Origin of the sequence: Bacillus sp. NTK074B (assembly GCF_017303375.1) — a bacterium.
Classification (GTDB): Bacteria; Bacillota; Bacilli; order Bacillales; family Bacillaceae_B; genus Rossellomorea.
In genome coordinates, this window is sequence record NZ_JAFKOH010000009.1 from 47,186 (window position 1) to 72,504 (window position 25,319).

Annotated in this window: 29 protein-coding genes; 15 read left to right on the plus strand and 14 right to left on the minus strand. The window is 44.4% G+C overall.

The genetic code is table 11. The features are described 5' to 3' along the window. Positions 1–99: 99 nt before the first annotated feature. Positions 100–1,008 carry an alpha/beta fold hydrolase gene (locus JI667_RS15375; RefSeq protein ID WP_206856732.1) on the plus strand — a complete coding sequence of 303 codons (909 nt, stop codon included), beginning with the start codon at positions 100–102 and terminating at the stop codon, positions 1,006–1,008. 31 nt (positions 1,009–1,039) lie between these two features. On the opposite strand, the gene JI667_RS15380 is transcribed toward JI667_RS15375, so the two are convergent. Further along, the gene (locus tag JI667_RS15380; RefSeq protein ID WP_206856733.1) at positions 1,040–1,207 is read right to left on the minus strand and encodes a hypothetical protein; all 168 of its coding nucleotides are present in this window, start codon (positions 1,205–1,207) and stop codon (positions 1,040–1,042) included. 71 nt (positions 1,208–1,278) lie between these two features. Between JI667_RS15380 and JI667_RS15385 the strand changes: the two genes are divergently transcribed. Then, positions 1,279–2,442 (plus strand): MalY/PatB family protein, encoded by a 1,164-nt coding sequence (locus JI667_RS15385; RefSeq protein WP_206856736.1) that lies wholly within the window; start codon positions 1,279–1,281, stop codon positions 2,440–2,442. A 73-nt stretch (positions 2,443–2,515) separates the two neighbouring features. Here the strand turns inward: JI667_RS15385 and JI667_RS15390 are convergent, their stop codons facing one another. The 3 genes from JI667_RS15390 to JI667_RS15400 form a co-directional block, all read right to left on the minus strand. Continuing rightward, positions 2,516–3,043 (minus strand): superoxide dismutase family protein, encoded by a 528-nt coding sequence (locus JI667_RS15390; protein ID WP_206856738.1) that lies wholly within the window; start codon positions 3,041–3,043, stop codon positions 2,516–2,518. A gap of 192 nt (positions 3,044–3,235) precedes the next feature. Then, entirely contained in the window at positions 3,236–3,436 is a 201-nt protein-coding gene (locus JI667_RS15395) for a hypothetical protein (RefSeq protein ID WP_206857050.1), read from the minus strand. A gap of 190 nt (positions 3,437–3,626) precedes the next feature. Next, positions 3,627–4,364, minus strand: coding sequence for a peptidylprolyl isomerase (locus tag JI667_RS15400; protein ID WP_206856739.1), 738 nt, complete (start codon positions 4,362–4,364; stop codon positions 3,627–3,629). Between the two features lie 96 nt (positions 4,365–4,460). On the opposite strand from JI667_RS15400, the gene JI667_RS15405 reads away from it, so the two are divergent. Then, positions 4,461–4,859: a kinase-associated lipoprotein B gene (locus JI667_RS15405; RefSeq protein WP_206856741.1), complete on the plus strand. Its 399-nt coding sequence runs from the start codon at positions 4,461–4,463 to the stop codon at positions 4,857–4,859. A 49-nt stretch (positions 4,860–4,908) separates the two neighbouring features. On the opposite strand, the gene kapD is transcribed toward JI667_RS15405, so the two are convergent. Beyond that, positions 4,909–5,529, minus strand: coding sequence for a 3'-5' exonuclease KapD (gene kapD / locus JI667_RS15410; RefSeq protein ID WP_206856750.1), 621 nt, complete (start codon positions 5,527–5,529; stop codon positions 4,909–4,911). Between the two features lie 304 nt (positions 5,530–5,833). Between kapD and JI667_RS15415 the strand changes: the two genes are divergently transcribed. Together JI667_RS15415 and JI667_RS15420 are read left to right on the plus strand one after the other, a co-directional pair. After that, positions 5,834–7,045 (plus strand): MFS transporter, encoded by a 1,212-nt coding sequence (locus tag JI667_RS15415; RefSeq protein ID WP_206857052.1) that lies wholly within the window; start codon positions 5,834–5,836, stop codon positions 7,043–7,045. A gap of 16 nt (positions 7,046–7,061) precedes the next feature. Beyond that, positions 7,062–8,909, plus strand: coding sequence for a transglycosylase domain-containing protein (locus tag JI667_RS15420; RefSeq protein WP_206856751.1), 1,848 nt, complete (start codon positions 7,062–7,064; stop codon positions 8,907–8,909). A gap of 53 nt (positions 8,910–8,962) precedes the next feature. Here JI667_RS15420 and JI667_RS15425 read toward each other — a convergent pair whose 3' ends face one another. Both JI667_RS15425 and JI667_RS15430 read right to left on the minus strand, forming a co-directional pair. After that, positions 8,963–9,538, minus strand: coding sequence for a DUF5366 family protein (locus JI667_RS15425; protein ID WP_206856752.1), 576 nt, complete (start codon positions 9,536–9,538; stop codon positions 8,963–8,965). Between the two features lie 162 nt (positions 9,539–9,700). Next, on the minus strand, positions 9,701–9,958 hold the full coding sequence (locus JI667_RS15430; RefSeq protein ID WP_206856753.1) for a hypothetical protein: 258 nt from the start codon (positions 9,956–9,958) through the stop codon (positions 9,701–9,703). Positions 9,959–10,264: 306 nt separating this feature from the next. Between JI667_RS15430 and JI667_RS15435 the strand changes: the two genes are divergently transcribed. From JI667_RS15435 to mnhG, 7 genes are read left to right on the plus strand one after another with little or no spacing between them, the layout of a single operon-like run. Further along, positions 10,265–12,670, plus strand: coding sequence for a Na+/H+ antiporter subunit A (locus tag JI667_RS15435; protein ID WP_206856754.1), 2,406 nt, complete (start codon positions 10,265–10,267; stop codon positions 12,668–12,670). Beyond that, positions 12,667–13,101: a Na(+)/H(+) antiporter subunit B gene (locus JI667_RS15440; RefSeq protein ID WP_206856755.1), complete on the plus strand. Its 435-nt coding sequence runs from the start codon at positions 12,667–12,669 to the stop codon at positions 13,099–13,101. Before JI667_RS15435 ends, JI667_RS15440 begins: the two co-directional genes overlap by 4 nt. Next, positions 13,101–13,442 carry a Na(+)/H(+) antiporter subunit C gene (locus JI667_RS15445; RefSeq protein ID WP_206856756.1) on the plus strand — a complete coding sequence of 114 codons (342 nt, stop codon included), beginning with the start codon at positions 13,101–13,103 and terminating at the stop codon, positions 13,440–13,442. Before JI667_RS15440 ends, JI667_RS15445 begins: the two co-directional genes overlap by 1 nt. After that, a complete protein-coding gene (locus JI667_RS15450; RefSeq protein WP_206856757.1) occupies positions 13,435–14,916 on the plus strand; it encodes a Na+/H+ antiporter subunit D in 1,482 nt (493 codons plus the stop codon). The genes JI667_RS15445 and JI667_RS15450 overlap by 8 nt, the downstream gene beginning before the upstream one ends. Positions 14,917–14,922: 6 nt before the next feature. Beyond that, positions 14,923–15,399, plus strand: coding sequence for a Na+/H+ antiporter subunit E (locus tag JI667_RS15455; protein WP_206856759.1), 477 nt, complete (start codon positions 14,923–14,925; stop codon positions 15,397–15,399). Then, on the plus strand, positions 15,399–15,683 hold the full coding sequence (locus tag JI667_RS15460) for a Na(+)/H(+) antiporter subunit F1 (protein ID WP_206856760.1): 285 nt from the start codon (positions 15,399–15,401) through the stop codon (positions 15,681–15,683). Before JI667_RS15455 ends, JI667_RS15460 begins: the two co-directional genes overlap by 1 nt. Beyond that, positions 15,667–16,032 carry a monovalent cation/H(+) antiporter subunit G gene (gene mnhG / locus JI667_RS15465; protein ID WP_206856761.1) on the plus strand — a complete coding sequence of 122 codons (366 nt, stop codon included), beginning with the start codon at positions 15,667–15,669 and terminating at the stop codon, positions 16,030–16,032. The genes JI667_RS15460 and mnhG overlap by 17 nt, the downstream gene beginning before the upstream one ends. 56 nt (positions 16,033–16,088) lie before the next feature. Here mnhG and JI667_RS15470 read toward each other — a convergent pair whose 3' ends face one another. Next, positions 16,089–16,457, minus strand: coding sequence for a DUF2188 domain-containing protein (locus JI667_RS15470; RefSeq protein WP_206856763.1), 369 nt, complete (start codon positions 16,455–16,457; stop codon positions 16,089–16,091). Positions 16,458–16,529: 72 nt separating this feature from the next. Further along, entirely contained in the window at positions 16,530–16,913 is a 384-nt protein-coding gene (locus tag JI667_RS15475; RefSeq protein ID WP_206856765.1) for a PaaI family thioesterase, read from the minus strand. A 153-nt stretch (positions 16,914–17,066) separates the two neighbouring features. Here JI667_RS15475 and JI667_RS15480 point away from each other — a divergent pair, with 153 nt between their 5' ends. Next, entirely contained in the window at positions 17,067–17,453 is a 387-nt protein-coding gene (locus JI667_RS15480) for a hypothetical protein (RefSeq protein WP_206856766.1), read from the plus strand. Positions 17,454–17,608: 155 nt separating this feature from the next. On the opposite strand, the gene JI667_RS15485 is transcribed toward JI667_RS15480, so the two are convergent. Next, positions 17,609–18,925 carry a Na+/H+ antiporter family protein gene (locus JI667_RS15485; protein ID WP_206856768.1) on the minus strand — a complete coding sequence of 439 codons (1,317 nt, stop codon included), beginning with the start codon at positions 18,923–18,925 and terminating at the stop codon, positions 17,609–17,611. 619 nt (positions 18,926–19,544) lie between these two features. Then, positions 19,545–21,050 (minus strand): leucyl aminopeptidase, encoded by a 1,506-nt coding sequence (locus JI667_RS15490; RefSeq protein WP_206856770.1) that lies wholly within the window; start codon positions 21,048–21,050, stop codon positions 19,545–19,547. A 157-nt stretch (positions 21,051–21,207) separates the two neighbouring features. On the opposite strand from JI667_RS15490, the gene JI667_RS15495 reads away from it, so the two are divergent. Together JI667_RS15495 and JI667_RS15500 are read left to right on the plus strand one after the other, a co-directional pair. Next, entirely contained in the window at positions 21,208–21,687 is a 480-nt protein-coding gene (locus JI667_RS15495; RefSeq protein ID WP_206856772.1) for a divergent PAP2 family protein, read from the plus strand. Positions 21,688–21,697: 10 nt separating this feature from the next. After that, the gene (locus tag JI667_RS15500) at positions 21,698–22,480 is read left to right on the plus strand and encodes a cobalamin-binding protein (protein ID WP_206856775.1); all 783 of its coding nucleotides are present in this window, start codon (positions 21,698–21,700) and stop codon (positions 22,478–22,480) included. 74 nt (positions 22,481–22,554) lie between these two features. Here JI667_RS15500 and JI667_RS15505 read toward each other — a convergent pair whose 3' ends face one another. The 3 genes from JI667_RS15505 to JI667_RS15515 all read right to left on the minus strand — a co-directional run bounded on the left by JI667_RS15505 (position 22,555) and on the right by JI667_RS15515 (position 25,157). After that, positions 22,555–23,445, minus strand: coding sequence for a fructose bisphosphate aldolase (locus JI667_RS15505; RefSeq protein WP_206856777.1), 891 nt, complete (start codon positions 23,443–23,445; stop codon positions 22,555–22,557). Positions 23,446–23,572: 127 nt separating this feature from the next. Then, positions 23,573–24,277 (minus strand): 3D domain-containing protein, encoded by a 705-nt coding sequence (locus JI667_RS15510; protein WP_206856779.1) that lies wholly within the window; start codon positions 24,275–24,277, stop codon positions 23,573–23,575. 562 nt (positions 24,278–24,839) lie between these two features. Next, positions 24,840–25,157, minus strand: coding sequence for a YuiB family protein (locus JI667_RS15515; protein ID WP_244668351.1), 318 nt, complete (start codon positions 25,155–25,157; stop codon positions 24,840–24,842). Between the last annotated feature and the right edge of the window lie 162 nt (positions 25,158–25,319).

Here is a 25,319-nt window from a genome sequence, read left to right on the forward strand (position 1 = left end):
TTTGCTCTCATGGGATATGTTAGAACTTTCGAAACGAGGTGTTAATTGCAAAATTACGGGTAAAATATCTGTACACTGACAAGAAAGGAGAGACTGGGAATGAAAGAGCAGGATTTTGCCAAAGTGGTTGAGGTCAACGGGGCTAACGTGTACTTTGAACATTATCCACACCCTACAGCGACTGAAACCTTCGTCCTTCTTCACGGATTTCTTTCTTCAACCTTTAGCTTCAGGCGGCTTACCCCTTTATTGAAAGAAAATTATAACGTCATTTCCATCGATCTCCCTCCCTTTGGGAACAGTGGGAAGAACAATCGGTTTATATACTCTTATGATAATTTGGCCAACACAGTCATTGCCTTGCTTCATCAGCTGAAGGTCAGCAATGTTCATCTGATGGGTCATTCCATGGGTGGCCAGATTGCCTTGAACGTAATGAAAAAAGCCCCTTCCCTGGTCGAAAAAGGCGTTCTTCTTTGCAGTTCGGGATATTTAAAAAGGATGAATTGGCCCGTCACGCTTTTAAGCCGCATGCCATTTTTCCACCTTTATGTGAAGCTGTGGCTAACAAGGTCTGGGGTTCGGAATAATCTTGAAAATGTCGTGCATGATGCTTCCATGATTGACGATGAGATGATGTTCGGCTATCTGAAGCCATTCCTTGAAGACGATATCTTCAAGGCATTGACGAGGATGATTCGGGACCGTGAAGGAGATCTATCCGTAAATCAACTGCATAACATTCAAACTCCCTGCCTTCTCGTTTGGGGTGAGCATGACAGAGTGGTGCCTTTGTCAACAGGTCTCAGGCTCAAACAGGATATCCCAAACTCTAAACTCGTAGTACTGAAAGAAACGGGGCATCTTGTTCCCGAGGAAAAGCCTTCGGAAGTCTTAGAGCATATTCACGCGTTCGTCTCTGAAACGACAGAAGAAGTTACAGGGGACACTCCTACAGAGCCCCTATTTCAAAATGGACTCTCCCACACGCTTATTTCTGAAACGTAGGGAGAAGTCCCTTTTTCATTTTCTAATGACTCTAACATACAGAATATACCTTTTCCACACAATAGACCGGCTTCCATCCTCTCCCTTTTGCTTTATGTCCATACGTATATTCTTTGTTGACGTTTAACGTTTGCACACCCGTTTTTTCACCGGATGCTTCCGATTGCTCCTGCTCAATTCCGCACGGACCAATAAACATATCATTTTCATCTTTTTCGTATCCATCATATGATAAGACTATCAAGTACATAATCGAAAGGGGAAAAATCAATGAACAAGTTTGAAGAAATCATAGACCGGAAAGGTTCGTCCTCCGTTAAATGGGACCTTACAAGTACTGTGTTTGGCAAAGACGATGTCCTGCCTATGTGGGTGGCAGACATGGATTTCCTTCCTCCAGAGGACGTGTTAAAGGCTTTAGAAACCAGATTGAAGCATGGAATCTTTGGGTATACCTTTGTTGGGGATGAGACTGCAACTAGCATCAAAGACTGGGTACAAAAGCGCCACGGCTGGCAAATTGAGACGTCCTGGCTGCAATACAGCCCTGGGGTCGTTCCTGCCATTTCAACCATCATCCAGGCATTGACCATCCCGGGGGACAAAGTGCTTGTTCAATCACCGGTCTATACCCCATTCTTTCATTTGGTGGAGGATAACGGACGGGAGATCGTGAATGCTCAATTGGATTATCATGATGGAAGCTATTCCATCGACTTTCAAGCATTTGAAGAATCCCTTCAAACCGGCGTGAAACTCTTTCTGCTCTGCAACCCGCACAATCCAAGCGGACGGGTATGGAAGAAGGAAGAGCTGACGAAGATGGCTGAACTGTGTCATAAGTATGATGTGGTGATTGTGTCCGATGAAATTCATTCCGACTTGGTGTATAAAAGCCATTCACACATTCCACTGGCATCTCTGCATGAAACATACAGAGATAGGACGATCACTTGTATTGCCCCTAGCAAAACGTTCAATCTTGCCGGATTACAGGCTTCTGCGATGATTACATCCAACGCAGCTATTCGTGAAAAAATTGCTTCCGTCCATAAGAAACAGGGTTTCTTCACCCTCAATACATTCGGGATCATCGGAATGGAAGCAGCTTATCGCCATGGAGAACAATGGCTGGAAGAAATCCTCGGGTATCTAGAGGAAAATGTAAGAGTGACCGAGGACTTCATAAAAGAGCAGCTTCCTCACTTGAAGCTTGTAAATCCTGAAGGCACTTATTTACTATGGATCGATTGCAGGGAATTAAACCTGCCCGATGAAGAGTTAAAGAGCCGTCTGCTGAATAAGGGGAAACTTGGTCTAGAACCAGGCCCGAAGTATGGCCCCGGAGGAGAAGGATTTGTGCGGATGAATATCGCTTGTCCACGCCAGACGCTGCTGGACGGATTGGAAAGATTAAAAGCCGCACTCCAATAAAAGAATGGTTTCTGACAAGAAGAAGGTACCAGGTGCAGATCCGCACCTGGTACCTTCTTCTTATTTGCACGCTCTATTTCTGATCACTCTTAATCTCACCACATGCAATGCGTTTACCCGAGTCACCAGAAGGCTGCGTCATTCCATCATCTTTGTTTTCGTCTATGATGAGCGAAGTGCCTTCTTTAGTGAACAACGACGTTTTCCCTTTTGAGAGAGTTACCATTGGCGCCATGAGAGTCACCTTTACAGTCCCGTCATCCCCTACAATGAGATTGGGAAGATCCCCTCCATGAGCACCTTCAGGATGAAGAAGTCCATGTTTCGTGTCATCCGGATTGAAGTGATTACCCGCCGATACAAAATCCGGCCGTTTGCATACGGCTTTTTCATGTATATGGATGCCATGTTCACCCGGTGGCAGTCCCTCTAGATCCAACCCGACTTCCACTCCATCGGATTGCTCTTGAAGAGTGGCTTTGCCTAATGAATCACCGGTTTCGTTTTTCATTTCCACTTCCAGCTTTTTGGGGTTTTCAATGGCACAGCCACTTGTCAGGACTAAGATCGTGATTATATATAATAACGTTACTTTTTTCATATCGCCTTTTCCTCCATATCTGAATGCTCTTTCACCATTGTTGACTCCCGAGGTGAAAAATATTCCTAATTGTATAAGGCTGTTTCAACAAACATAGGGATGTTGGAATAAGCGGGCATTTGATGAAGGACCATAGAAAGAAGAACTTCCATCAGACAAAAAAAACACGCTCCAAGGCGTGTTCGATAATCGTCATTCAGTTCTCTTATGGAACCTGGCTTCCTCTTCCAATCTCTTTGTTTTCAATTCTTCACGCTTTGAAATTTTCTGGATGATCCGGAAGGTCACCAGGGCAGCGATCATGAAGATGGCCATTGTGATGCCGGCGGGGATATATTCGGACTTATCTTCAGGAAAGTAGAGAAATAAGTTTAATACAAATGAAGAAAGCATCATAAGCTCCTTTCGAAAATCAAACTCTTGGTCCATTATAACAACACTGTAAGAGACAAACCAACTTCAATTCGTCCCGTTTTTAACGATTGTTGAACGTTCATCCGACAATTTCCGAGGAAATACTCATTCATTCATTCTTTCTTTCTAAATGAAAGAGCTGCGAACAATGTTCACAGCTCTTGAACGATTATTTTATAACTTTGATACTTTCAATCATAATATCTTCTTTCGGAAGGTCGTTTGCACCGACTTCAACGTTTGCGATTTCATCTACAATGTCCATACCTTCGACCACTTGTCCAAACACAGTGTGCTTCTGGTCAAGCCAAGGTGTCCCGCCGTTTTCCATGTAGGCGTCGATGATTTCTGCCGGGAATCCTGCAGATTTCATTTGATCTTCCAATTGAGGGTCAATGTCACTCTTTTGCACGATGAAGAATTGACTTCCATTTGTATCAGGGCCTGCATTGGCCATAGAAAGAGCACCACGAAGATTGTATAATTCCGGTGAAAATTCATCTTCAAATGATTCACCATAAATGCTTTCTCCACCCGTTCCGTTTCCGTTCGGGTCTCCACCCTGGATCATAAAGTCTTTAATGACACGATGGAATTTCAATCCGTCATAATAGCCTTCTTTACTGTGTGTGATGAAGTTCTCCACGGTTTTTGGAGCCTGTTCAGGGAAAAGCTTGATTTTAATGCTTCCCATGGATGTTTTCATTTCGACTAATTTTTCATTTTCAGCAACTTCTGTTGTAAGCTGGGGATAGGTCATGTTTTCATCTCCTTTGGTTTCTTCTGCAGTCTTCTGATTCTTGTCTTCCTTTGTCTGTTCTTTTGTCGTATCTCCCTTTTCTGTTTGTCCACAAGAGGCAAGAACTAAACCCAGGAGACATAGGATGACGATCATTAAACGCTTCATATATGTACCTCCACATGTTACCTTTATAGTAGTTAATTCAAAAGTACCATTCTGTATTCATTATAATAGAGTTTGATGCAATAAAGGAGGCTTTTTATGAAAAACATTCAAATTGGTGATTATGTCACGGCTTTTTATAAGACCGGGAAGTACGTAGGGGAAATCACAGGGGAGCGGCCCGGCGTCTATGTAGTAAGAATCCTTGCTGTCTTAAAGCATCCCAGACAGGGAGATTTGCACAATCCCAAGGAAGTGGACGTTCCTTTGTTTCACGAACGTAAAGCCCTCGCCAATGGTGAGAGAGCCAATATGCCAGAGAAAACAGTCAAACCATATGAAGGTGAGGTCCCTGATTACAATGCATCATTAATCGATTCCTACACGGCATTAAAGGAAGAACTGGCAAAGGACGCTTCCCCCCATGCACAAAAAAGTCTTGAAACACTGAAATCCATCCAACGGGAATACGAACTGATGTATAACCTTACATTTTAAATCAAGACGGGGGACGGACCTTCATGTTGAAGGTCCGTCCCCCGTCTTGTCATGCGAGCTGGTTATAGAATTTGGAGAGGTCGATTCGATCCCCGATGGTGGTGGGCTCTGCTTTATCGAGGTATTTTTTATCCTTTTCTACGAGATTGTAGATGTGATGGGTGGTGAGGGCATCATCTAATGCTTTATGGTGCTTTCCGACTCCCTCCCTCCCGTATTCCTGTACCGCTTTCCACAGACCCGTTTGGTTTTGATCACCAAAGAAGCGTTTGTATTCCATGGAGAGATCCACGAATTGAGCTTGGAACGGAAATGGAAATCCTGACTGTACACAGTTATCACGCAGTACCTTCATATCCATATTTCCCCACGTCACTACCTTCGCGACTCCCGCGGCATTTATCCCGTTAAAATAATCAATCAGGCTTTGAAACGATATCCCGGAGTCCACTTCATTCTGGCTGATGGATAAAAATCGTTTACATCGGTTCGTTAATTTCGGAAACGCAGTCGGCCTCACATAAGAGGAAAACGTATCAGACACTTTGCCATTCTCTACCACCACTACCCCGGCTTCGATGATTTCAGGAAAGAAACCTTTGGGGACTCTATGTCGTTCAGGCATAGAAAACTCAAAATCTATAAAAACCAGCTGTTCCGCTTTCACCACTTAAACTCCCTCCTCAAAATTCAGATAAAACCCCAATTCATCTATAATAAAAGAATTTTTTCACGATAATGGTTGCATTTCGCATTTTCCTTGCTTCCTCTGAATGTCAAACCCTACGCCTAGTGGACTGGCGCACATTTACTCCATACTTCTTATTCTTACATTATATCATGTTACATCTGGAAATTATGACTGATTCCCTGTTTTACCATGAATAAATGTCATTCGGTGGACTATGAAGGCAATCTTTAATAAAATGAATATTTAGGCATACGAAATAAAAATGATATAGAAGGTGTTAACCATTACAAACAAAAAGAAGAATCTGACAATCATGCTAATGGCCAATTTCTTAGTAGCGGCAAGTGCGACAATGGTGTTGCCGTTTTTATCTCTCTATATTGAAACCTTTGGCACTTACAGCCACGAATACGTACAGCGCTGGTCAGGGTTTGTCTTTGGGGTAACGTTCTTGACCGCGTTCTTTATTTCCCCTTTATGGGGCAGGATCGGGGATCGTTTTGGATATAAGCCGATTCTGCTCATCACGGGATACGGCATTGCCACCTCTATTTTTCTAATGGGTTTTATGGATTCTGTTTGGGGACTCTTCTTTCTGCGGATGATCATGGGTGCGGTGACAGGTTTCATCCCGACATCCATGGCGCTGATTTCTTCCCAGACCCCGAAGGAAGAAGCTGGCCGGACGCTCGGTACTCTTCAGATGGGAACTGTTTCGGGAGGACTATTCGGCCCCGTCATTGGTGGGCTTTTAGCCGATAATGTAGGGTTTTCCTATACATTCATTTTCACCTCCATCGCTATTGCTGTTGCGGCAACGGTCGTATTGGCAGGAATACATGAGGAGCGAAGCAAGGAACAGCGGGATCAACGGAACAAGTATTCCAGTAAACAAGTCCTTCAGCATATTTTCAGCCATAAGCTGCTCGTGACGGTGTTATTGCTTTCACTTATTATCCAAGTGGCGAACTTCAGCATCCAGCCGCTCCTTGCCCTGTATGTAGATGAGCTTACCTCTTCTAGTAATCTGGCATTTTTGGCCGGGATTGCCTTTTCGGCTACAGGTTTCGGGAATTTAATTGCAACTAGACGTTGGGGACAGCTGGGTGATGACATCGGCTATGAAAAGGTGTTATCAATCCTTCTCGTTCTTGCCTCCATTTTCATCGTTCCACAGGCCCTGGCAGTCGAACTCTGGCAGCTTGTCCTGTTCCGTTTCCTGTTCGGGATTGCCATTGGCGGTATGATTCCTTGCATCACAGCGTATATCCGTCAGGAAGCACCCTTGAGCATGCAGGGGGAAGTCCTTGGATATAATCAAAGTTTCCGTTTTCTGGGAAACGTGATCGGGCCGGCATTTGGCGGTATCGTCTCCGGATATATTGGCATTTCTTCCGTATTTTATGTAACAGGTGCTTTATTCTTAGGGGCATTTGGATTATTATGGTGGAGTATACGTCATTCTGGAACAACCAGCCATGTGAAAGATTACTAGAAAAGTAGAGTGAGATATGAGAGTTTTTGCAGGTTATATAACGGTGATCAGCTTTATGCTCATCTTTTTTACGACATTATTTTTTGCCACCGACGAATGGAATAAGGTACAAAGTTTCCAACAGGAATTGGAGCATGCGGTGAGCACGGATACGATCGATCTGAACCGCACCAGCCTCCTTCTCGACAAAGACGGCAAAGTGTTTTCAGAAGTAAATCGTCCTTATCGCCTCTATGTAGCGGATGATAAGATCCCTCCGTTTCTGAAAGATATCCTGGTCGCTTCAGAGGATCAGCATTTTTATGAGCACGTCGGCTTCGATGCAGGTGCAATCTTACGGGCCGTTGTGAAAAACCTGGTGTTTACCCATATCCAGCAGGGAGGAAGCACCATCACACAGCAATTGGCCCGGAATCTATATCTGGGCCAGGAAAAAACATACAATCGAAAATTGACAGAGTTATTCTACGCCCATGAAATCGAACAAACCTTATCAAAGGATGAAATTTTGGAATTATATATGAATGTCATTTATTTCAGTAATGGTGTATACGGGATCGAGACGGCGTCCCAATACTACTTTCAAAAAAGCGTTGCTGAGCTGAATCAAGCGGAGATGGCGTTTATCGCTTCAATCCCGAATAATCCGGAGAAATATGATCCCATCGACCATTTCGATCAAACAAAGGTTCGTCAGGAGCGACTGCTTGATATTCTTGTGAACACACAGAAATTATCCAAAGACGAAGCGGATCAATTAAAGAAAGTACCCATCTCCCTGAATGTCAGAAAGAAAACCGACCTTTATCCTGACTATGCCTTTTACGTTGAGAATGAGTTGAAAGATTTGATTGCGCGTAATGAAGGCTATGTGCTGGACCTGGAGAACGCTTCTTCTCCAGAGGAAAAGAAAGTGATCGGAGAGAAGCTCGAGGATCGATATCAGGAAGTGATTTCGTCCGGTGTCCGGATTCAAACAGCCCTGAACCCCTCTCTTCAGCAAAAGAGCATCAGAGCTTTGAATGAACAATTGAATGCAGAATTGCAAGGGGCCGCCGTCACTATCGACAATACGACAAGGACCATTGTCGCTTTATCCGGAGGCAGGAATTATAAAAAGTATAATTTCAATCATGCGTTTCAGGCTTTTCGGCAACCCGGTTCAGCTATCAAACCACTGCTTGTATACGGCCCTTATATCGAGAAATTCAAGGCCGGCATCAATGATAAGGTGAATGCCAATCAGTATTGCGTAGGTGACTATTGTCCGATCAACTATGGGGGAGCCCAGCCCGGAATTGTCACATTGAAGCAATCCATGTCACTGTCTTATAATGGATCCGCGGTTCGGCTCATGGAAAAAGTCGGCATCGAAGGAGCTTTTCAATCCATAGCGCCTTTTTCCTTTGAAAGGGTGATTGAGGAAGACAAAACCTACGCCGCATCAATCGGTGGATTCACATATGGGATGAGTCCCCTTGAATTGACGGATGCCTATACTTCTTTTATTGATGGAAACTACCAGAAGAGCCATGCCATCATACATGTGAAAGATAATAACGGAAAGATTCTTTATCATTGGAAAAATGAACCGAAGAAGGTATGGTCCTCTGATACCACTTCCAAAATACGCAAAATGCTCAATGAAGGAGCCACATCGGGTACCGGAAGAGCTGCGTACGTATCCAAGCCCTATGTTGGAATCAAAACGGGCACGACCAATAACTACCATGATTACTGGGTGATGGGCTTGACCGACACCCTTACGACAGGCGTATGGGTCGGCCACGATATCCCCCGTGACATGAGTGAAATCGAACGACAGCGGCCCGGTCATAAAATTTGGAAAGGCATCATGGAATAACCCCCTTGATCCTGTTAAAAAAGAGTCTGCAGCATGCTGCAGACTCTTTTCCGTTATAATTTCACCTTCGACATGATCGGCAAACTTGCCATCACTCCGTTATAAAGCTTCAGAAACACAAAGAAAATCGTCAAAAACAACGAAGACCAAGAAAACACCTGCAAACTCACCACTCCGAATATTCCCCATTTGGAGAGGGACGGACTTATTTTATATACAAAGTAGATAAAATAGGCTATGGAGCTTATGGCAAAGATGATGGATAATCCCAGAAAGGACTTTAAACTTACGACAGACACCAGGCCCCCCAAGAAATAAATCATGGACCCTGAACGAACAAGGTTGTATAATTCCCCATCCGAATCCGTCGCAAAGAACAGCATGGAGACGCCATTGATTGTCTCCGCAATCAGTTTAAGAGCAGCAAACACCATGAAAAAGGCGACCATCATCAAGATCAAGATGGCAAGCTTAAGCTGTATTTCTGATAAGAACTCCCTCATTCCGGGATAAACCCCTATTTTCTTAAATACATCAACGAATACTTCCACAGCATATACGGAAAAGGTAAGGCTGAATAATAAGATTGAAAAAAGTGGCAGATAACTTGTTAAGTATGTATTTTTCAATTAAAAACTCTCCCATAACGATTCTTCATCCACTCTCATCATAATCGTTTATGGAAATCTTGAAAAGGGTATAGAAACAGATGGAACAATGACAATAGGCCTATCCTGTCCTCTCGCACATAAACAATAAATGTCCCTTCTCTATTAAAAGAAAGGACATCCTTATTGCTGAAAATGGGAATGGGGAACGACTCTGATATATTCTCGTGATCCGAACGGTTGCCTTCTGCGGATGGGTTCTTTCGTCAACTCTTCTTCCACTTCTTCTGTCTCACTATATTGCACCGGCGTAATATTCATACTCGTCGGATCCTCGGTTTCAATGATACCGCGATTAAACCGGTCTTCGGTTTCAACCAGCCACGCAAAGCCAAAAAAAGCAAAAAATATGGTCGTAACCGCTACTGTTTTCTTTTTCATAACTTCACCACCTTATGGATAGGATTCACCAAATTGACCGAAACTATTCTGTAAGCGTCCGGACAAAAGTAGAAAATTCAACAAAAATTTTCAGCCCGCATTTCCGTCTGTCTTCATATTTAATACTTCTTGAAAGTTGTGATATGGATGGGATGCTGAGTAATGCAAGCATTTATTTTTTACGTTATAATGCTTTTTAGGGTTCAGCTTCGGTCAAGATTAAGTAGAATGTTGCCAGTTAATGAACAGTGTTGGCATATAGACCATGCCTGAGAATAAATGAATTTTACATAAGGGGGGTTTTACATGACTTTATTACATTGGGCAATCGTATCGCCTTTTTTATTTGCGATACTCATTCCATTTCTTTATAAAGCATTTCGGAATGTACATACCGGCTGGTTCGTATTATTGTTGCCAGTAGCTTTATTTACGTACTTTTTTCAATTCATCTCCATTACGAAAGCCGGGGATACCGTCAAGGAAACTTTGGAGTGGATGCCTTCTTTCGGGATCGACTTCATCGCCTATGTGGATGGCCTTGGATTACTGTTTGCCATGCTCATCACGGGGATCGGTTCACTGGTTGTCCTTTACTCGATTTACTATTTAGATAAGAAGAAGGAGCAATTACATAACTTTTATGTGTATTTAATGATGTTCATGGGAGCGATGCTTGGTGTTGTTCTCTCAGACAACTTGATCGTTCTTTATATGTTCTGGGAATTTACTTCTATTTCTTCATTCTTATTGATCGGTTACTGGTATCACCGGGAGCGTTCACGTTACGGAGCACAAAAATCCATGCTTATTACGGTCTTTGGAGGACTCAGTATGCTTGGAGGATTCCTGCTTCTTTATCTGATGGGCGGTACCTTCAGCATCAGGGAATTAATCATGCAGACTGATCAGCTCATGACACAGGCACTTTTCCTTCCTGCTTTGCTTCTGGTTTTGTTGGGGGCTTTCACGAAATCAGCTCAGTTCCCGTTTCACATCTGGCTGCCTGATGCCATGGAAGCACCTACGCCGGTCAGTGCGTATCTGCATTCTGCCACCATGGTAAAAGCCGGGATCTACTTGGTTGCCCGCTTGAGTCCTGTTTTCGCGGAATCCAGCGTTTGGTTATGGCTTGTTGGCGGTGTGGGGATCTTCACTTTATTCTGGGGTTCCTTCAATGCCGTGAAACAAACGGATCTAAAAGGAATCCTCGCCTTTTCCACCGTCAGTCAACTCGGTCTCATCATGTCCTTGTTGGGAGTGGGAGCTGCGGCTCTTCACTACACAGAGCTGGATGATAATATTTATATGGTGGCAACACTCGCCGCTGTATTCCATTTGATCAACCATGCAACGTTTAAAGGAAGTTTATTCATGGTCGTTGGAATCATCGATCATGAAACAGGTACCCGGGATATCCGGAAGCTTGGGGGGCTCATGAACTTCATGCCCATCACGTTCACCGTTGCCATCATCGGAGCCTTCTCCATGGCAGGACTTCCTCCATTTAACGGTTTCCTTTCCAAAGAAATGTTCTTTACGGGAATGGTCAGGGTACTTGAAATGGATATCTTCAACCTGGATACATTCGGCATGATCTTCCCCCTTCTTGCTTGGGTGGGAAGTGTGTTCACGTTTATATACAGCATGATCCTGGTATTCAAAACCTTTACAGGGAAGCACCAGCCCGAGAAGCTTGAAAAGAAACCTCACGAAGCACCTCTCGGCATGTTGATTTCACCGATCATCCTGGCTTCTCTCGTCATCATATTCGGTTTCTTTCCGAATATCCTGTCAGAACGGATCATTGCTCCTGCAGTGGCCGCTATCACGCCAAGTCTGATTCAGGAAGGACATGCCGTTGAAACGCATATTTCATTCTGGCATGGATTTACCCCTGAGTTATTCATGACCCTTGGTGTTATTCTTTTCGGAGTCCTGCTGTATCTTCTCCTTCCTTCATGGAAAAAGGTATACACATGGATTCCTGAACGCATGACGCTGAACTCTTTCTATGATGGAGGTTTGATCAAGAGTGAACGCGGTGCCAAGAACTTTACGAGCGGTTATATGACAGGATTCATTCGAACGTACCTGGTATACATCTTCTCGTTTTTGATCGCCATTTCCCTTTTTGCCCTATGGTTTAAAGGCGCTTTCGCCATCAATACGAAGGAACTGGCTCCGGTCGGGGTGTATGAGATTGCCATCGCCCTTCTTCTCGTAATCAGTTCGGTTACCATACTATTCGCGAAATCACGTTTAACATCGATCATTTCGCTTGGAGCTGCCGGCTATACGGTTTCACTCTTTTTCGTCTTATTCCGTGCGCCGGATCTGGCCCTGACACAGCTGGTCATCGAAACCGTGTCAGTGGCCCTTTTCCTCCTTTGTTTTTATCACCTGCCTCAACTTAGCAGGCATGAAGAACGGATGAGGTTCAAACTGGGGAATGCTCTGATCTCCATCGGAGTAGGAGTGGTGGTCGCGTTGTTTGCCATTTCGTCCTACAGTTCGAAGATGTTTAAATCCATTTCGAAATACTATATTGAAAATACCCATGATAAAGCAGGCGGGGAAAACATGGTCAATGTCATCCTCGTAGACTTCCGTGGGTTTGATACCATGTTTGAAATTTGCGTCCTTGCCATTGCGGCACTCGGTATATTCTCAATGATCAAATTGCGCCTTACAAGGAGGGATGAAGGATGAAAACAAAAGTAAAAACGAATGATGTCATCCTGCAAACCGTTACCAATGTGGTCGCATTCATCATCATCCTGTTCTCCTTACGACTCTTCTTCTCGGGCCACTACACTCCCGGGGGAGGATTCATCGGGGGCTTGATGACGTCGGGAGCCATTGTGCTACTGTTACTGGCGTATGATATCAAAACCGTTGCCACCATCTTACCGGTGGATTACAAGATCATCACAGCCATCGGTCTGTTATTCTCCGTGGCGACAGGGGCAGGGGCTTTAGTATTCAATGTCCCTTTCCTTACTCATGCATACGATTATTTTTACCTTCCCCTTTTAGGGAAGACATCCTTGCATACAGCTGTGCTTTTTGACACCGGGGTGTACCTGGTTGTCATCGGGGTCACCATGACCATTATTCAAACGATTGGGGTGAGTGAATAATGGAAATCATTATGGCCGTTGTGGTCGGAATCCTATTTACAAGCGCCGTATACTTAATGTTATCCAAGAGCTTACTCCGGATCATCATCGGGACAGCTCTATTAAGCCACGGTGCCCATTTATTGATCCTTTCTGTGAGTGGTCTTAAAGGGGGAGCCGCACCTCTACTCGGGGAGCATGCTGAACGGTATGTAGATCCCCTTCCCCAGGCTTTGATCCTGACGGCGATCGTAATCAGTTTTGGAGTGACCGCTTTCTTCCTTGTTCTCGCTTATCGGGCATATCAGGAACTTGGCACGGATAATATGGATCAGATGAGAGGTAACGAAGGAAATGACTAACTTATTGATACTACCGATTCTAATCCCGTTATTCACGGCGATTATCTTAATGTTTATAAGCAAATACGTGAAAGTGCAACGAGGGGTTTCAGTCCTATCTACCCTGCTTACCGTCGTAACATCCCTGATTTTAATCAACACAGTACACCAGGAAGGAATCCAGACGGTTAACTTGGGGAGCTGGGCCGCTCCCTTCGGAATCACCCTTGTTTCGGATATGCTTTCGGCATTACTCGTGACGACGACAAGCATCATTACGTTTGTTGTACTGCTCTATTCGTTTAAGTCAATCGGAATTGAACGGGAAAGGTTCTACTACTACCCCGTCGTTCAATTCCTGCTCGTTGGCGTGAACGGGGCCTTCACCACTGGGGATATCTTCAACCTTTTCGTGTTTTTCGAAGTGATGCTGATGAGTTCCTACGTGCTATTGGTTCTGGGAGGAACGAAGGCGCAGCTGCGTGAAGGAATCAAATACATTCTCGTCAATGTCATTTCTTCCGCACTGTTCGTCATTACCGTTGCATACCTGTATTCCGTTGTGGGAACGCTCAACATGGCGGATATTTCAAGAAAGATAGCCCAGGTGGATCAGCCGGGGATCCTGACGGCCATCGCCATCCTGTTCCTATTGGTCTTTGGTCTTAAGGGCGCGATCTTCCCCCTATACTTTTGGCTGCCAGGCTCTTATTATGCGCCACCGACACCGGTTTTGGCGTTATTCGGAGCTCTGCTTACGAAGGTCGGGGTCTATTCGATTCTAAGGACGTATACCTTATTTTTCTATCATGATACCGGATTTACCCATGAGATCCTCGCGATGCTTGCCATCCTGACCATGATCATGGGATGCATCGGCGCCATAGCCTATTGGGATGTCAAGAAGATCATCATCTATAACATCATCATTGCAGTCGGGGTGATCTTGTTCGGCGTATCGACCATGAATCCTGAAGCGTTAGAAGGTGCCCTGTATTATCTTGTGCACGATATGATCATTAAAGCCGCTTTATTCCTACTCGTTGGTGTTATGATGGCCATCACCGGCACGGCCAACCTAAAGAAAATGGGCGGGTTGATAAAGGACTACCCTTGGCTCGGTTGGACGTTTCTCGTCGCGGCATTCTCCCTTGCCGGAATCCCTCCTTTAAGTGGATTTATCGGCAAATTCTTAATTGTACGGGGAAGTTTTGCAGCAGAAGCCTATTTAGGGGCAGGAATTGTTCTTGCTTCCAGTCTGTTGGTACTCTATTCAGTCATTAAGATCTTCCTAAACGGCATATGGGGAACACCGAAGGAATACAAGGGTATATCAAAAGGAGATGCGCGTTATCTGTGGATGACTTCAGCCATACTCGTTGTGCTGGCAGTATGCTACGGCCTTGGAGCCGAAGCGATGCGCCCTCTCTTTTCACAGGCAACCGAAGTACTGGTGAATCCGGAACTCTATATAGACGCAGTGTTAAAGGAGTAATGTAGAATGGCATTTCAAATATTATTAAACTTTTTCCTGGCCTTTGTCTGGATGTTTCTCTCGGTATCCTTTACTTCTCAGTCATTCATCATTGGCTTTTTACTAGGATTGCTTGTTATCTTTGCATTCAGAAGATTTTTCAGTTCCCGGTTTTATTTATTGCGGGTGGCTGCCGTGATCAGCTTATTCTTTTTATTTATGAAAGAGCTGATCCTTGCCAACATCGCTGTATTAAAAACCATTCTGCGGCCGAAGCTGGATTTCCAACCGGGGATTTTCGCTTTACCGACCGAATTAGAGACCAATTGGGAAATTACGCTCTTAGCAAATCTTATTACACTGACACCGGGAACACTCGTTATGGATGTTTCGTATGACAATAAGATTCTTTATGTTCATGCCATTGATATTCCGGATGTAGATGAAGCCATCAATGAGATTAAAGGTTCCTTTGAGAAAGCCATCATGGAGGTGAGCCGCTAATGTTACACATTATTTTTCAAATTACGTTGCTATGCGTCTCCCTGTCCATGCTGGGCCTGGTTTACAGAGTGGTAAAAGGTCCTACGACGCCGGACCGGGTCGTGGCACTGGACGCAATCGGAATTAACCTGATTGCCATCATTGCCCTTGTGTCCATGATGCTGGATACGTACGCATTTCTCGAAGTCATCCTGCTTCTCGGGATCCTTGCTTTCCTCGGGACCGTTGCCTTTTCAAAGTTCTTAGAGAAAGGGGAGATCATCGAACGTGAGCGAGATCATTAGATTTCTAATCGGATTTTTCTTAGTCATTGGAGGGTTTCTGAGCCTGGTCACAGCTTTCGGCTTATTGAGACTTCCCGATGTATATACGCGGAACCATGCTGCTTCAAAAAGTGCGACGCTTGGGGTCATGTCGATTTTGCTCGCGACTTTCCTTTATTTTTATCTGGAGCACGGACATTTCAATTCACGACTGATTCTTGCGATTGTATTCATCTTTGTCACAGCACCTGTCGCCGGACACCTCATTTCAAGAGCTGCCTACAACTCGGGCGTAAAGCTTTGGGATAAAAGTGTACGGGATGACCTAAAGGATAAAGAGCATTACGAACGTCAGAACAGTTCATCATAAACAACCTAAAAAAGGCTTGTCCCAATTTACATTAGGGGCAAGCCTTTTTAAATTACCTATCGCTGGTACAAGTGGTCTTCCACACTTCCAGCCTGCTTATGCACGACCAGTGTACCGGAGTGATCCGTCACATAGTCCTTGGCCTTTGAAAGGAGCTTTTCCTTCGTATCCTCGACCAGGATGGCCCTCTTGCCGTCTGCCTTTTTTAGCTGCCAGCCTTCGTCATGGGGAGTGATATGATATTCAGTCTTTTCACTTGAGCTTCCCTCTTCCGATTTATGGGCTTGATCAGTGGCAATAGCAATCGCCCGTCCCTCTTCATATCCCTCATCCAGAAGGGCATTGGCGATTTCTATCGCTTTATTCCGTACACCCACAGGCAGGTTCTTCAGTGAATCAGGGTAATCCTTTTTAGTCCAACTCATTGGGTATTGGCCTCCTAATTGTTTGATTAGTAGTTGATTTCCCAATTTTTCACTGTTTAAACCTTACCTGGACTATCGTTTCGGAACGACTGCCATTGTGCATCGTGATACACAGATTAATTGATCTTCCTCATCTGTGATCTTAATATCCCAAACCATGGTTGTTCTTCCTTGATGCATGACGGTCCCAGTCGCAGTGACGATTCCTTCACGTTTTGCTTTAATATGGTTCGCATTGATTTCAAGGCCGAAGCAAATCTCTTTATCAAGGTCGATCAATTGTACCGCTCCAACACTTGCTACCGTTTCCGCAAGGGCAACAGAAGCCCCGCCGTGAAGAAAACCGAACGGCTGCCTCGTGTTTTCATTCACAGGCATCGTCGCTATGACTTTTCCTTTTCCTAATTCCACAAGTTCAATCCCTAACGCACCGATTAATGTATTCTCTGTATTCACATGAATCACCTCGTATTATTGTCTTCTCTACTATCTGTTCGGGAAAGACGGTGAAAATCCTCTATTTTCCCTGTCTGAAAAGCCATCATGAATATTCCCGTGCCCAATTTCATACATTTCCTTAGAGCATTTCTAAAGAAAGGGGTTTTTGTTATGTATCGGTACCATCCTTTTTATCCGCCTGTTCAACGCCCCTACTCACCTGTCCACTCCCGGGCACAACCAATACCCTCATATAATCGGAACTATCCACCTGTGGAAACCAAGACGTTCATGTCTTCGGCAGGTAAAACTTTGCGTCTAATGGGTGATGCCCAGAAAGTACTTCAAAAAATCAACACGTCCAAAGAATTCTCTTCGAAATTCATGAACGCTGCACAACAATCGAACTTACCTGAAGTACATAAGCTACTTCAAACCATCGGTACCAGGGTACAGCCGATTGTTTCATTCAATCCGGATGGCGTTCGCCTTGTCTTTGATGAGAAACTGGGGCAGGTGGACTGCTGTCATTTAATCGTGATTGTTCGGTGGATGTGAAAGAAAGAGGCACTCCAATCAACAGCTAGAACCTGCTTAATACATGGATTAAGCTCTAGCATTAAAATTAAAAATCCGAACGAGTGATGGTAATAAAAGGCTTACTCGTTCGGATTTTTCTTTAGCTGAAACCCTTTTGTCCCAGCCTCTTCCATTTATAAAATGATCGCTGCAATCCAACCAAACAGGATCAGAGGGATATTATAGTGTAAAAAGGTCGGGACGCATGTATCCCAAATGTGGTTATGCTGCCCATCTGCATTCAATCCGGCTGTGGGTCCAAGCGTACTGTCGGATGCAGGAGACCCTGCGTCACCAAGAGCACCCGCTGTCCCGACAATCGCGATGGTGGCAAGGGGACTGAATCCCAGCTCCATGGCAAGAGGGACGAAGATGGCTGCAATGATCGGAATCGTCGCAAATGAAGAACCGATTCCCATTGTGACGAGAAGCCCCACAACCAGCATGATGAGAGCAGCTATTGCCTGGTTACCTCCAATGACGTCCGCCGTCGCCTTCACCAGTGTTTCGACATCTCCTGTTTCTGATACTACTGCGGCAAAACCTGAAGCGGTTATCATGACAAAACCGATAAAGGCCATCATTTTCATTCCTTCATTCAGTAACCCATCGGCCTCTTTCCATTTAACTGATCCTGAAATATACAGGACGGCAATACCGGCCAGTGCCCCAAAGATCATAGATTCCAGCTGAAGCTGGACGTATAAGGCAACTACGATGGAAATGAGTGCGAAAATCATCGCCCTTTTATTGTAAACGACCTTTTCCTCTGCAACCACTTCTTCTGCCTGACTGTAGTCTCTTGGTTTCCGGTAACTGACAAACACGGCAATCAGCAACCCGATCACCATTCCTCCCACCGGGAGAAGCATCGCTTTCGGAATATCACTTAGATTGATTTGCATTCCGCTTGAAGCCATGTTTTGAGCGATGATTTCGTGGAACTGCAATCCGAATCCTACTGGTAACAGAATATAGGGAGCCGTCAATCCGAACGTAATCACGGTCGCGATTAAACGTCTATCGATACGCAACTCTGTCATCACCTTCAATAAAGGCGGGATCAAAATCGGGATAAAAGCGATGTGAATCGGAATCACATTCTGTGAAAAACAAGCCATGATTAAGATGGATAAAACAATAAGTGCTTTCGATAAGGCTGCTTTTCTTGAATCTCCCTTTTTCCCAACGACTTTCAACACCCAGTCAACAAGCAGATTCGGGATTCCTGTATAGGAAATCGCCACTGCAAATCCACCTAATAGTGCATAACTCAAGGCGATACTTGCCCCTCCGCTGATTCCTTCAGTAAAGACGGATATGGTATCGTCCAGTCCAAGCCCGCCGGTAATTCCCCCTACTAACGCACCTGTGATCAGGGCGAATACAACGTTCACTCGCACGAGACTCAGTATGAGCATGACAAGAACCGCTATAACAACCGCGTTCATAACTACTTCCTCCTTACATGATCAATATATCAAATCGATATTTTACTTTAGTTCGCTAAATTGGTAGAGTAATAAAATAACGATTTCAACTTTAACAAGATAAAGAGCGTTTGTCAATACTTTAGTAGGATGAAAGACGGGTGGGGACTTTTATTATAATGAGGGGGTGTGTTTTGGTGGTTGGCTGTATTTCTATTCATGATAATAGACTGGATGATTAGTCGTTTCAGCTGGATCCGGTCCAATTTTTGCTGGATTTTTTTCGTTTCGGCCTGCTTTTAACCATAAGCAGCCGTATTCTTTATCATTCAGGTTCTATTCTCTTCACCTGACGCGGATTCCCAGGGCTGGGTTTTACATGTGAGTTTAGAATAGGTTTGGGTACGTGGGAAGTGCGTCATTTTCTAGAGTGATTGCGTCATTTTTCCATTTATTGCGTCATTTTCTAACTTAATTGCGTCATTCCCAGACCTAATTGCGTCTCTTACTATTTATTACCAAACCAAACCACACCCCATTCCCACATACCACCCCCTCCATCTACTAATCTCCCGACAAAAAAAAGCCCCCTCCCAGCGCCCCCTTGCACAGGCACTGAAAAAAGACTCTTCCATCGTACTTATTTCTTTAAAGGCTCAAAACGTTCGACCAGTAGTGCAAGCGTTCTCGCCATGACGCCGGTTGCGCCTGAAGGACCCAGATCATGACTTCCTTTTGTCGTGGCGGTCCCTGCAATATCGAGGTGTACCCAAGGCAGACCTTCGGCAAATTCTCCTACGAAGGCTCCTCCCATGATGGCGTGTCCAGCACGGCCAGGTGAGTTGTTCAAGTCCGCAATATTACTTCCCCTTACACGCTTTTTATCATTTTCCGTATAAGGCAGCTGCCAAATGTATTCACCTGACTCACCCGAAGCTTCCAACACCTGTTCGAAGAATGCTTCATTATTCGTAAGGGCACCCGTTTTATCTTCGCCGAGGGCAACAATGACTCCACCTGTCAATGTGGCAACATCAACTAAGTAGTTCGCTCCCTGGTGCTTCGCATAGGTCATGCCGTCAGCAAGCGCCAGACGGCCCTCAGCGTCGGTATTTAACACTTCAATGGTTTTACCGCTCATGGATGTAATCACATCGTCAGGCTTGAATGCAGCGCCACTGACCATATTGTCCGTTGAAGGGATGACGGCCACCACATTTTGTTCCGGTTTGATTTCACCGATGATTTCCATGGCACCGAGTACGGCTGCTGCGCCACCCATGTCGGTTTTCATTCCGACGATACCATCCTTTGGTTTAAGGGAGTAGCCACCTGTATCAAATGTGATCCCCTTTCCGACTAATCCGATCACATCTTTCCAATCCTCTTTCCCGTTGTACTTAAGGACGATCATTTTCGGAGGTTCCACTGATCCCTGGTTTACAGCGAGAAGGGCCCCCATTCCAAGGTGCTCCATCTCTTCCTTGTCCAGTATTTCAACCTCAAAGCTATATCTTTCGGCTAATTCCAGGGCATATTCTGCCAACTTTGTAGAGGTTAATAGATTCCCGGGTGTGTTCACCAGTGTACGTGCAGAGTTTACTCCATTTCCAAATGCGGAGCCAATGTGTAATGCCGTCTCTATTTCTTTGGAATCTCCAGTTGTAAAAAATTCGATTGCTTCTACATGTACTTCCGGTTCATTCGATTTCTTCTTATAGCCATCGAACTCATAAGTGGACATCGTAAATGCTTCCATGAATGCGTGGGCCACATCCGTTGCCAACATTTCTTCAGATACAAATGTCTCCAGTGCGACAGAAAAGGACGATACTTTCATACCCTTTACTACTTTCGACGCTGTTCCCAATGACTCTTTTAAGCGATCAAACGTTAATTCTTTCTGCTTTCCAAGACCTACGAATATCACTCTTTTGGCTTCTATCTTTCCAAACGTATGTATCTTTGACACTTTCTTATGCTTAGAAGAAATATCTCCATCTTTCACAAGCTGAGTAAGATAGCCTTCAAATCTTTGATCGAGTGCTTTCAGCTCACCTTCAAATGTTGGTTGATGGTAAATGCCCACAATCAGGCATTCCCCATTTGAAGTCGTTACTTCATTTTGATTAATAGAAAATTTCATGTTTACCGACACCTCCACTCCTTATTATAACGGAGATGTCCCATTATTTCGACTTTCTAACAATCTCCCATTTGAAGTTAAACCGGCAGTCATTAGGGTATGATATAATGAGAACATTATTTTTATTCAATCAATTGAAAGGGTGGCATTTCACAGCATGGAAGTACTGTTTAATTTTCCCTTATGGGCCTCTTTATTTTCCATCTTTTTCGCTCAATTTGTTAAAGTACCCATACAATTTATCGCGACAAGGGAATGGAATTGGTCATTGATCACATCGACTGGCGGGATGCCGAGTTCTCACTCTGCAGCCGTAACCGCATTATCCACGGGAGTCGCCCTTGAAGTGGGACTCTCTTCCCCCATCTTCGCCGTGTCCGCCATGTTTGCCATCATCACGATGTTTGATGCAACGGGTGTCAGAAGACAGGCTGGTGAGCAGGCCATCGTTATCAATCAATTGATGGTGGACTTCCAGAGATTCATGTCAGAAGCAAAAGGCTGGCAAAATAAGCCTGAACAGGAAAAGCGCAAAGAGCTGAAGGAATTACTGGGGCACAAACCCATTGAAGTATTCTTTGGCGGACTTTCTGGTATCATCCTGACGCTTCTTCTTCATTATTTCTTTATTGTCTAGGAGTGTGATCATGAGAATCGTTTCCATTTGTCCCAGTAATACAGAAATTATCGATTACCTTGGATTGACACCTGCCCTCGTAGGCGTCGATGATTATTCCGATTATCCAGAGGAGGTAAAGTCCCTTCCGCAGCTTGGACCTGATTTGTCCATTAACATGGATAAACTGGAGTCATTGAGGCCGGACCTGGTGCTTTCGTCATTAAGCGTACCCGGGATGGAGAAGAATATAGCAGAACTTGAAAAAAGGAATATCCCTCATATCACGCTAAACCCTCAGAGTTTCACTGATATTGCAGATGATCTTTTAACGGTGGGGAGAGCGTGCGGAATCGAAGAACGCTCCATAGAGTGTCGCCACGAATTCATGAGTACTGTAGACCGCTTAAAAACCCTCGGTGGAAAGGTGTCACATCCTCCTTCCCTTTATTGGGAATGGTGGCCAAAGCCCGTTTTCACCCCTGGAAAGATCAACTGGCTAACCGAGTTAAGTGAAATGGTCGGTGCAAAGAATATGTTTGATGATGTTGAATTGGCAAGTGTCCAAACCGATTGGGATGACGTAGTAAAGCGCAACCCGGATTATATATGCCTTGCCTGGGTGGGGGTCCGGCAAGACAGAGTGAAGCCGGAGCTCGTGAAGAAACGTCCTGGCTGGAATGAATTAGAGGCTGTACAGCGGGATCGGATATTTGTGTTGGAAGAAGCCCTCTATTGCAGGCCATCCCCCCTTCTTTTAAAAGGAGCTGTAAAACTTGCAGGCTTGCTGCATCCTGATTTATATCACGGTTAATTCCTATATTAATAAACATGCCTGCTCATTCTTCAGAGGTGAGCAGGCATGTTTTTTTATGAAACGATCCATTTCTACTTCTTATGGACCGACGCATCATATATGGAATCAACAGCTTTCTTCAACGCTTTATCAAATTCTTCCTGAGATTGATTGGCATTCAAATCAGCTGCCAATGCCCGGGAGAAGCTTGCAATCACGCCGTCATTGTCTTTCAGCTTCTCATTTGCTTCTTCGCGGGTGTAGCCGCCTGAAAGCGCCACGACACGTACAACGCGAGGATGGTCGACCAGTTGTTTATACGCATTCGCTCTTGTTGGAATGGAAAGCTTCAGCATGACGTTTTCCTCTTCTGATAATTCATTCAGATGTTTCATTATTTCACTACACAGTATTTCCTCGGATTCTACCTTTTGTTCACTGTGAATATTCACTTCAGGTTCAATGATTGGGACTAAACCGGCCTCGATAATGCGTTTTCCGATTTCGAATTGTTGCTGAACTACTTCTTTAATCCCGCTCTTATTGGGCTCATGTATGACGGAGCGCATTTTCGTACCAAAAATCCCCCGTTCATTGGCGCGACGGAGAATATCTTCCAAATCGGTAATCGGCTTCATAAGCTGAACGCCATTTTTCTCTTCCGCAAGTCCCTTATCCACTTTCAAGAAGGGGACGATGCCTTTTTCACTGAGATAATCCGCTGTATATTTTCCTTCGATTTTGCTATCCATCGTTTGTTCGAAAAGGATGACCCCCAGGATACTGTCAGGGCTGAAGGACGGGGATGTGATGATTCGCGTCCGCATTTCATGGACCTTATCAAACATTTCCTCCTCACTGGAATAGGAATCTTCAAGCACACCGTATGCAGCCAACGCCTTCGGAGTACTGCCGCCGCTTTGGTCAAGGGCCGCGATGAATCCATTTCCGTTCTTCATTTTGTCTAATTGACTTTTGTTCATACAATCCACTCCTCTTAGTTTCGAATCTAATTCTACTCTTCCCCTTTTTAAGATGTTCAAACACTGTTGCAAAGTGCAGGCTAATCGAAAAAGGCACGCTGTTCACAATGGAACTGCGTGCTTTCGTCTATTCTTTTTCAGGTGATAGGATCTGTTGCCTGAACACCTGCATGGACTTATTCTCATTCAGGGCCGTTAATTGCTGTTCCGATAGTTCACCTGAACCCACCTGGATCACGTATACGTCCAGTGTCTGCTTGCCCCATTCATTATAGACATCGTCCACGGTTTCATAGTAAAGATCCAACTTATTCCCTTTAATTGCGCTCCCAGTGTCTGCAACAACCCCATATCCATAATGGGGGATAAACAGGATGGTACCGATAGGATAAACGGAAATGTCGGCTGCAATCGTGGAATACAGATCACGCTTCACTTTCACTCCTGAATATGTAATACCATAGAGGGGATGTCCCGGGTCTTTCCCCGTCGATTCGACACCGGCAGTATACCCCGTCGCCACAACCGTATGTTTCGTATATTGATCCCAATCCACGGATTCTTCCAATGTAGCAGGTTTTACAGAAGAACTCGCTGACACCTTTGTCTCATATCCTGTAAACCTTTTAAGAAATTTAAATGACAAGCTTAATGGACTTGTCCTATGCTCTTTATAATCCAGAGTTGTTTGATCAGCTTTACCCTTCTCCATCATCCAGGTCTTTAGTGTCTGCGCCTCTACACCAGATACTGATTGAAAAGTCGTTGCAAGTGCAAGGGTAAACAAACTGACCATTACGAACCTCTTTGTCCAAATTTTAAACAGATTCATGCATTCACTCCTCCCACCCTTAATACTTCCCATTGGTGAGGAGATATATGCATAAATTGATAAAAAAATCGAATAGTTTCAATATTTGGAAATTAATTTGGTATTTCATTTGGTGAAATACGCCTTTAAAAAATTGGCCATTCCTTACATTCCTTAGTATGTTCAACTTCTAAAATACTTACATAAAAAAACGAAGAGTTTCGTTTATATCGGTGGTTGCGTGAATATAAGGACCGTTCCTTTCCGCTCCAGGCACAAGATTCTCGCGGGGCGGGCGTTGAGCCTCCTCGGCTTCGTGCTATTCCCGCAGGAGTCAAGTGCCTTCCGCTTCCATCCACTCTGTGGTTTGTACAGTGAGTGTATAAAAGGGTATCCAAACACAAAAAAATTCCAATGAGATTCTATATTATGACTTATTCAAACTGCAATCCACCTTTTATTATCCTCACATGTATAAAAATATTCATAGTACTCTTTCCCTTAAAGTCAGGAACCCTTATGCACTGTCGGCGTAAAAAAACCGTTCAACCCAGGAATAAATATCCGGGTCAAACGGTTGGTGTTAAAACATGCGATATCCTTTGGCTCTTAGGATTCTCATGACGATACCGGAAAGGATGGCACCGGCGAGACCGCTCCCTAATATGACGAGGTCTGCGACTGCCAAATGGGTGAGTCTTGTCCCTAACTCGGAAAAAGATTCTCCTGCATTTCTGAAATAATCTATAAAACGAACTTCGTCCACGATAAATATGACCACGATCGGATAAATGATCGCCATGATCCAGGTCATACGCAATAACATATTCAACAAAAAGCCTATTCCGAAAAATAGAACAAAAAATAGCAGCATTGAAATAATCATTACATGTATAGGCATTTGATCAATTGCACCTCCATAAACACTAAGTAATAGTGTACCTCGAGGGAAATGTAAGCGTCAATATTTTCAGGAAAGATTTGTAGCTCATTCACAAAATAAACTTATTTTTCCTACGTATGTAAAAAAGCAGACCCTTAAACAGGTCTGCTTTCATGATCG

Excerpts from the sequence above, each read along its gene's own strand:
- JI667_RS15390 (WP_206856738.1), bottom strand. The coding sequence starts at position 3,043 with ATGAAAAAAGTAACGTTATTATATATAATCACGATCTTAGTCCTGACA.
- JI667_RS15445 (WP_206856756.1), top strand. The coding sequence starts at position 13,101 with ATGGAAATCATTATGGCCGTTGTGGTCGGAATCCTATTTACAAGCGCC.
- JI667_RS15495 (WP_206856772.1), top strand. The coding sequence starts at position 21,208 with ATGGAAGTACTGTTTAATTTTCCCTTATGGGCCTCTTTATTTTCCATC.
- JI667_RS15500 (WP_206856775.1), top strand. The coding sequence starts at position 21,698 with ATGAGAATCGTTTCCATTTGTCCCAGTAATACAGAAATTATCGATTAC.
- JI667_RS15380 (WP_206856733.1), bottom strand. The coding sequence starts at position 1,207 with ATGTTTATTGGTCCGTGCGGAATTGAGCAGGAGCAATCGGAAGCATCC.
- JI667_RS15385 (WP_206856736.1), top strand. The coding sequence starts at position 1,279 with ATGAACAAGTTTGAAGAAATCATAGACCGGAAAGGTTCGTCCTCCGTT.
- JI667_RS15435 (WP_206856754.1), top strand. The coding sequence starts at position 10,265 with ATGACTTTATTACATTGGGCAATCGTATCGCCTTTTTTATTTGCGATA.
- JI667_RS15470 (WP_206856763.1), bottom strand. The coding sequence starts at position 16,457 with ATGAGTTGGACTAAAAAGGATTACCCTGATTCACTGAAGAACCTGCCT.
- JI667_RS15455 (WP_206856759.1), top strand. The coding sequence starts at position 14,923 with ATGGCATTTCAAATATTATTAAACTTTTTCCTGGCCTTTGTCTGGATG.
- JI667_RS15440 (WP_206856755.1), top strand. The coding sequence starts at position 12,667 with ATGAAAACAAAAGTAAAAACGAATGATGTCATCCTGCAAACCGTTACC.
- JI667_RS15420 (WP_206856751.1), top strand. The coding sequence starts at position 7,062 with ATGAGAGTTTTTGCAGGTTATATAACGGTGATCAGCTTTATGCTCATC.
- JI667_RS15485 (WP_206856768.1), bottom strand. The coding sequence starts at position 18,925 with ATGAACGCGGTTGTTATAGCGGTTCTTGTCATGCTCATACTGAGTCTC.
- JI667_RS15400 (WP_206856739.1), bottom strand. The coding sequence starts at position 4,364 with ATGAAGCGTTTAATGATCGTCATCCTATGTCTCCTGGGTTTAGTTCTT.
- JI667_RS15505 (WP_206856777.1), bottom strand. The coding sequence starts at position 23,445 with ATGAACAAAAGTCAATTAGACAAAATGAAGAACGGAAATGGATTCATC.
- JI667_RS15480 (WP_206856766.1), top strand. The coding sequence starts at position 17,067 with ATGTATCGGTACCATCCTTTTTATCCGCCTGTTCAACGCCCCTACTCA.
- JI667_RS15490 (WP_206856770.1), bottom strand. The coding sequence starts at position 21,050 with ATGAAATTTTCTATTAATCAAAATGAAGTAACGACTTCAAATGGGGAA.
- JI667_RS15460 (WP_206856760.1), top strand. The coding sequence starts at position 15,399 with ATGTTACACATTATTTTTCAAATTACGTTGCTATGCGTCTCCCTGTCC.
- JI667_RS15515 (WP_244668351.1), bottom strand. The coding sequence starts at position 25,157 with ATGCCTATACATGTAATGATTATTTCAATGCTGCTATTTTTTGTTCTA.
- JI667_RS15430 (WP_206856753.1), bottom strand. The coding sequence starts at position 9,958 with ATGAAAAAGAAAACAGTAGCGGTTACGACCATATTTTTTGCTTTTTTT.
- JI667_RS15510 (WP_206856779.1), bottom strand. The coding sequence starts at position 24,277 with ATGAATCTGTTTAAAATTTGGACAAAGAGGTTCGTAATGGTCAGTTTG.
- JI667_RS15395 (WP_206857050.1), bottom strand. The coding sequence starts at position 3,436 with ATGCTTTCTTCATTTGTATTAAACTTATTTCTCTACTTTCCTGAAGAT.
- JI667_RS15375 (WP_206856732.1), top strand. The coding sequence starts at position 100 with ATGAAAGAGCAGGATTTTGCCAAAGTGGTTGAGGTCAACGGGGCTAAC.
- JI667_RS15405 (WP_206856741.1), top strand. The coding sequence starts at position 4,461 with ATGAAAAACATTCAAATTGGTGATTATGTCACGGCTTTTTATAAGACC.
- JI667_RS15450 (WP_206856757.1), top strand. The coding sequence starts at position 13,435 with ATGACTAACTTATTGATACTACCGATTCTAATCCCGTTATTCACGGCG.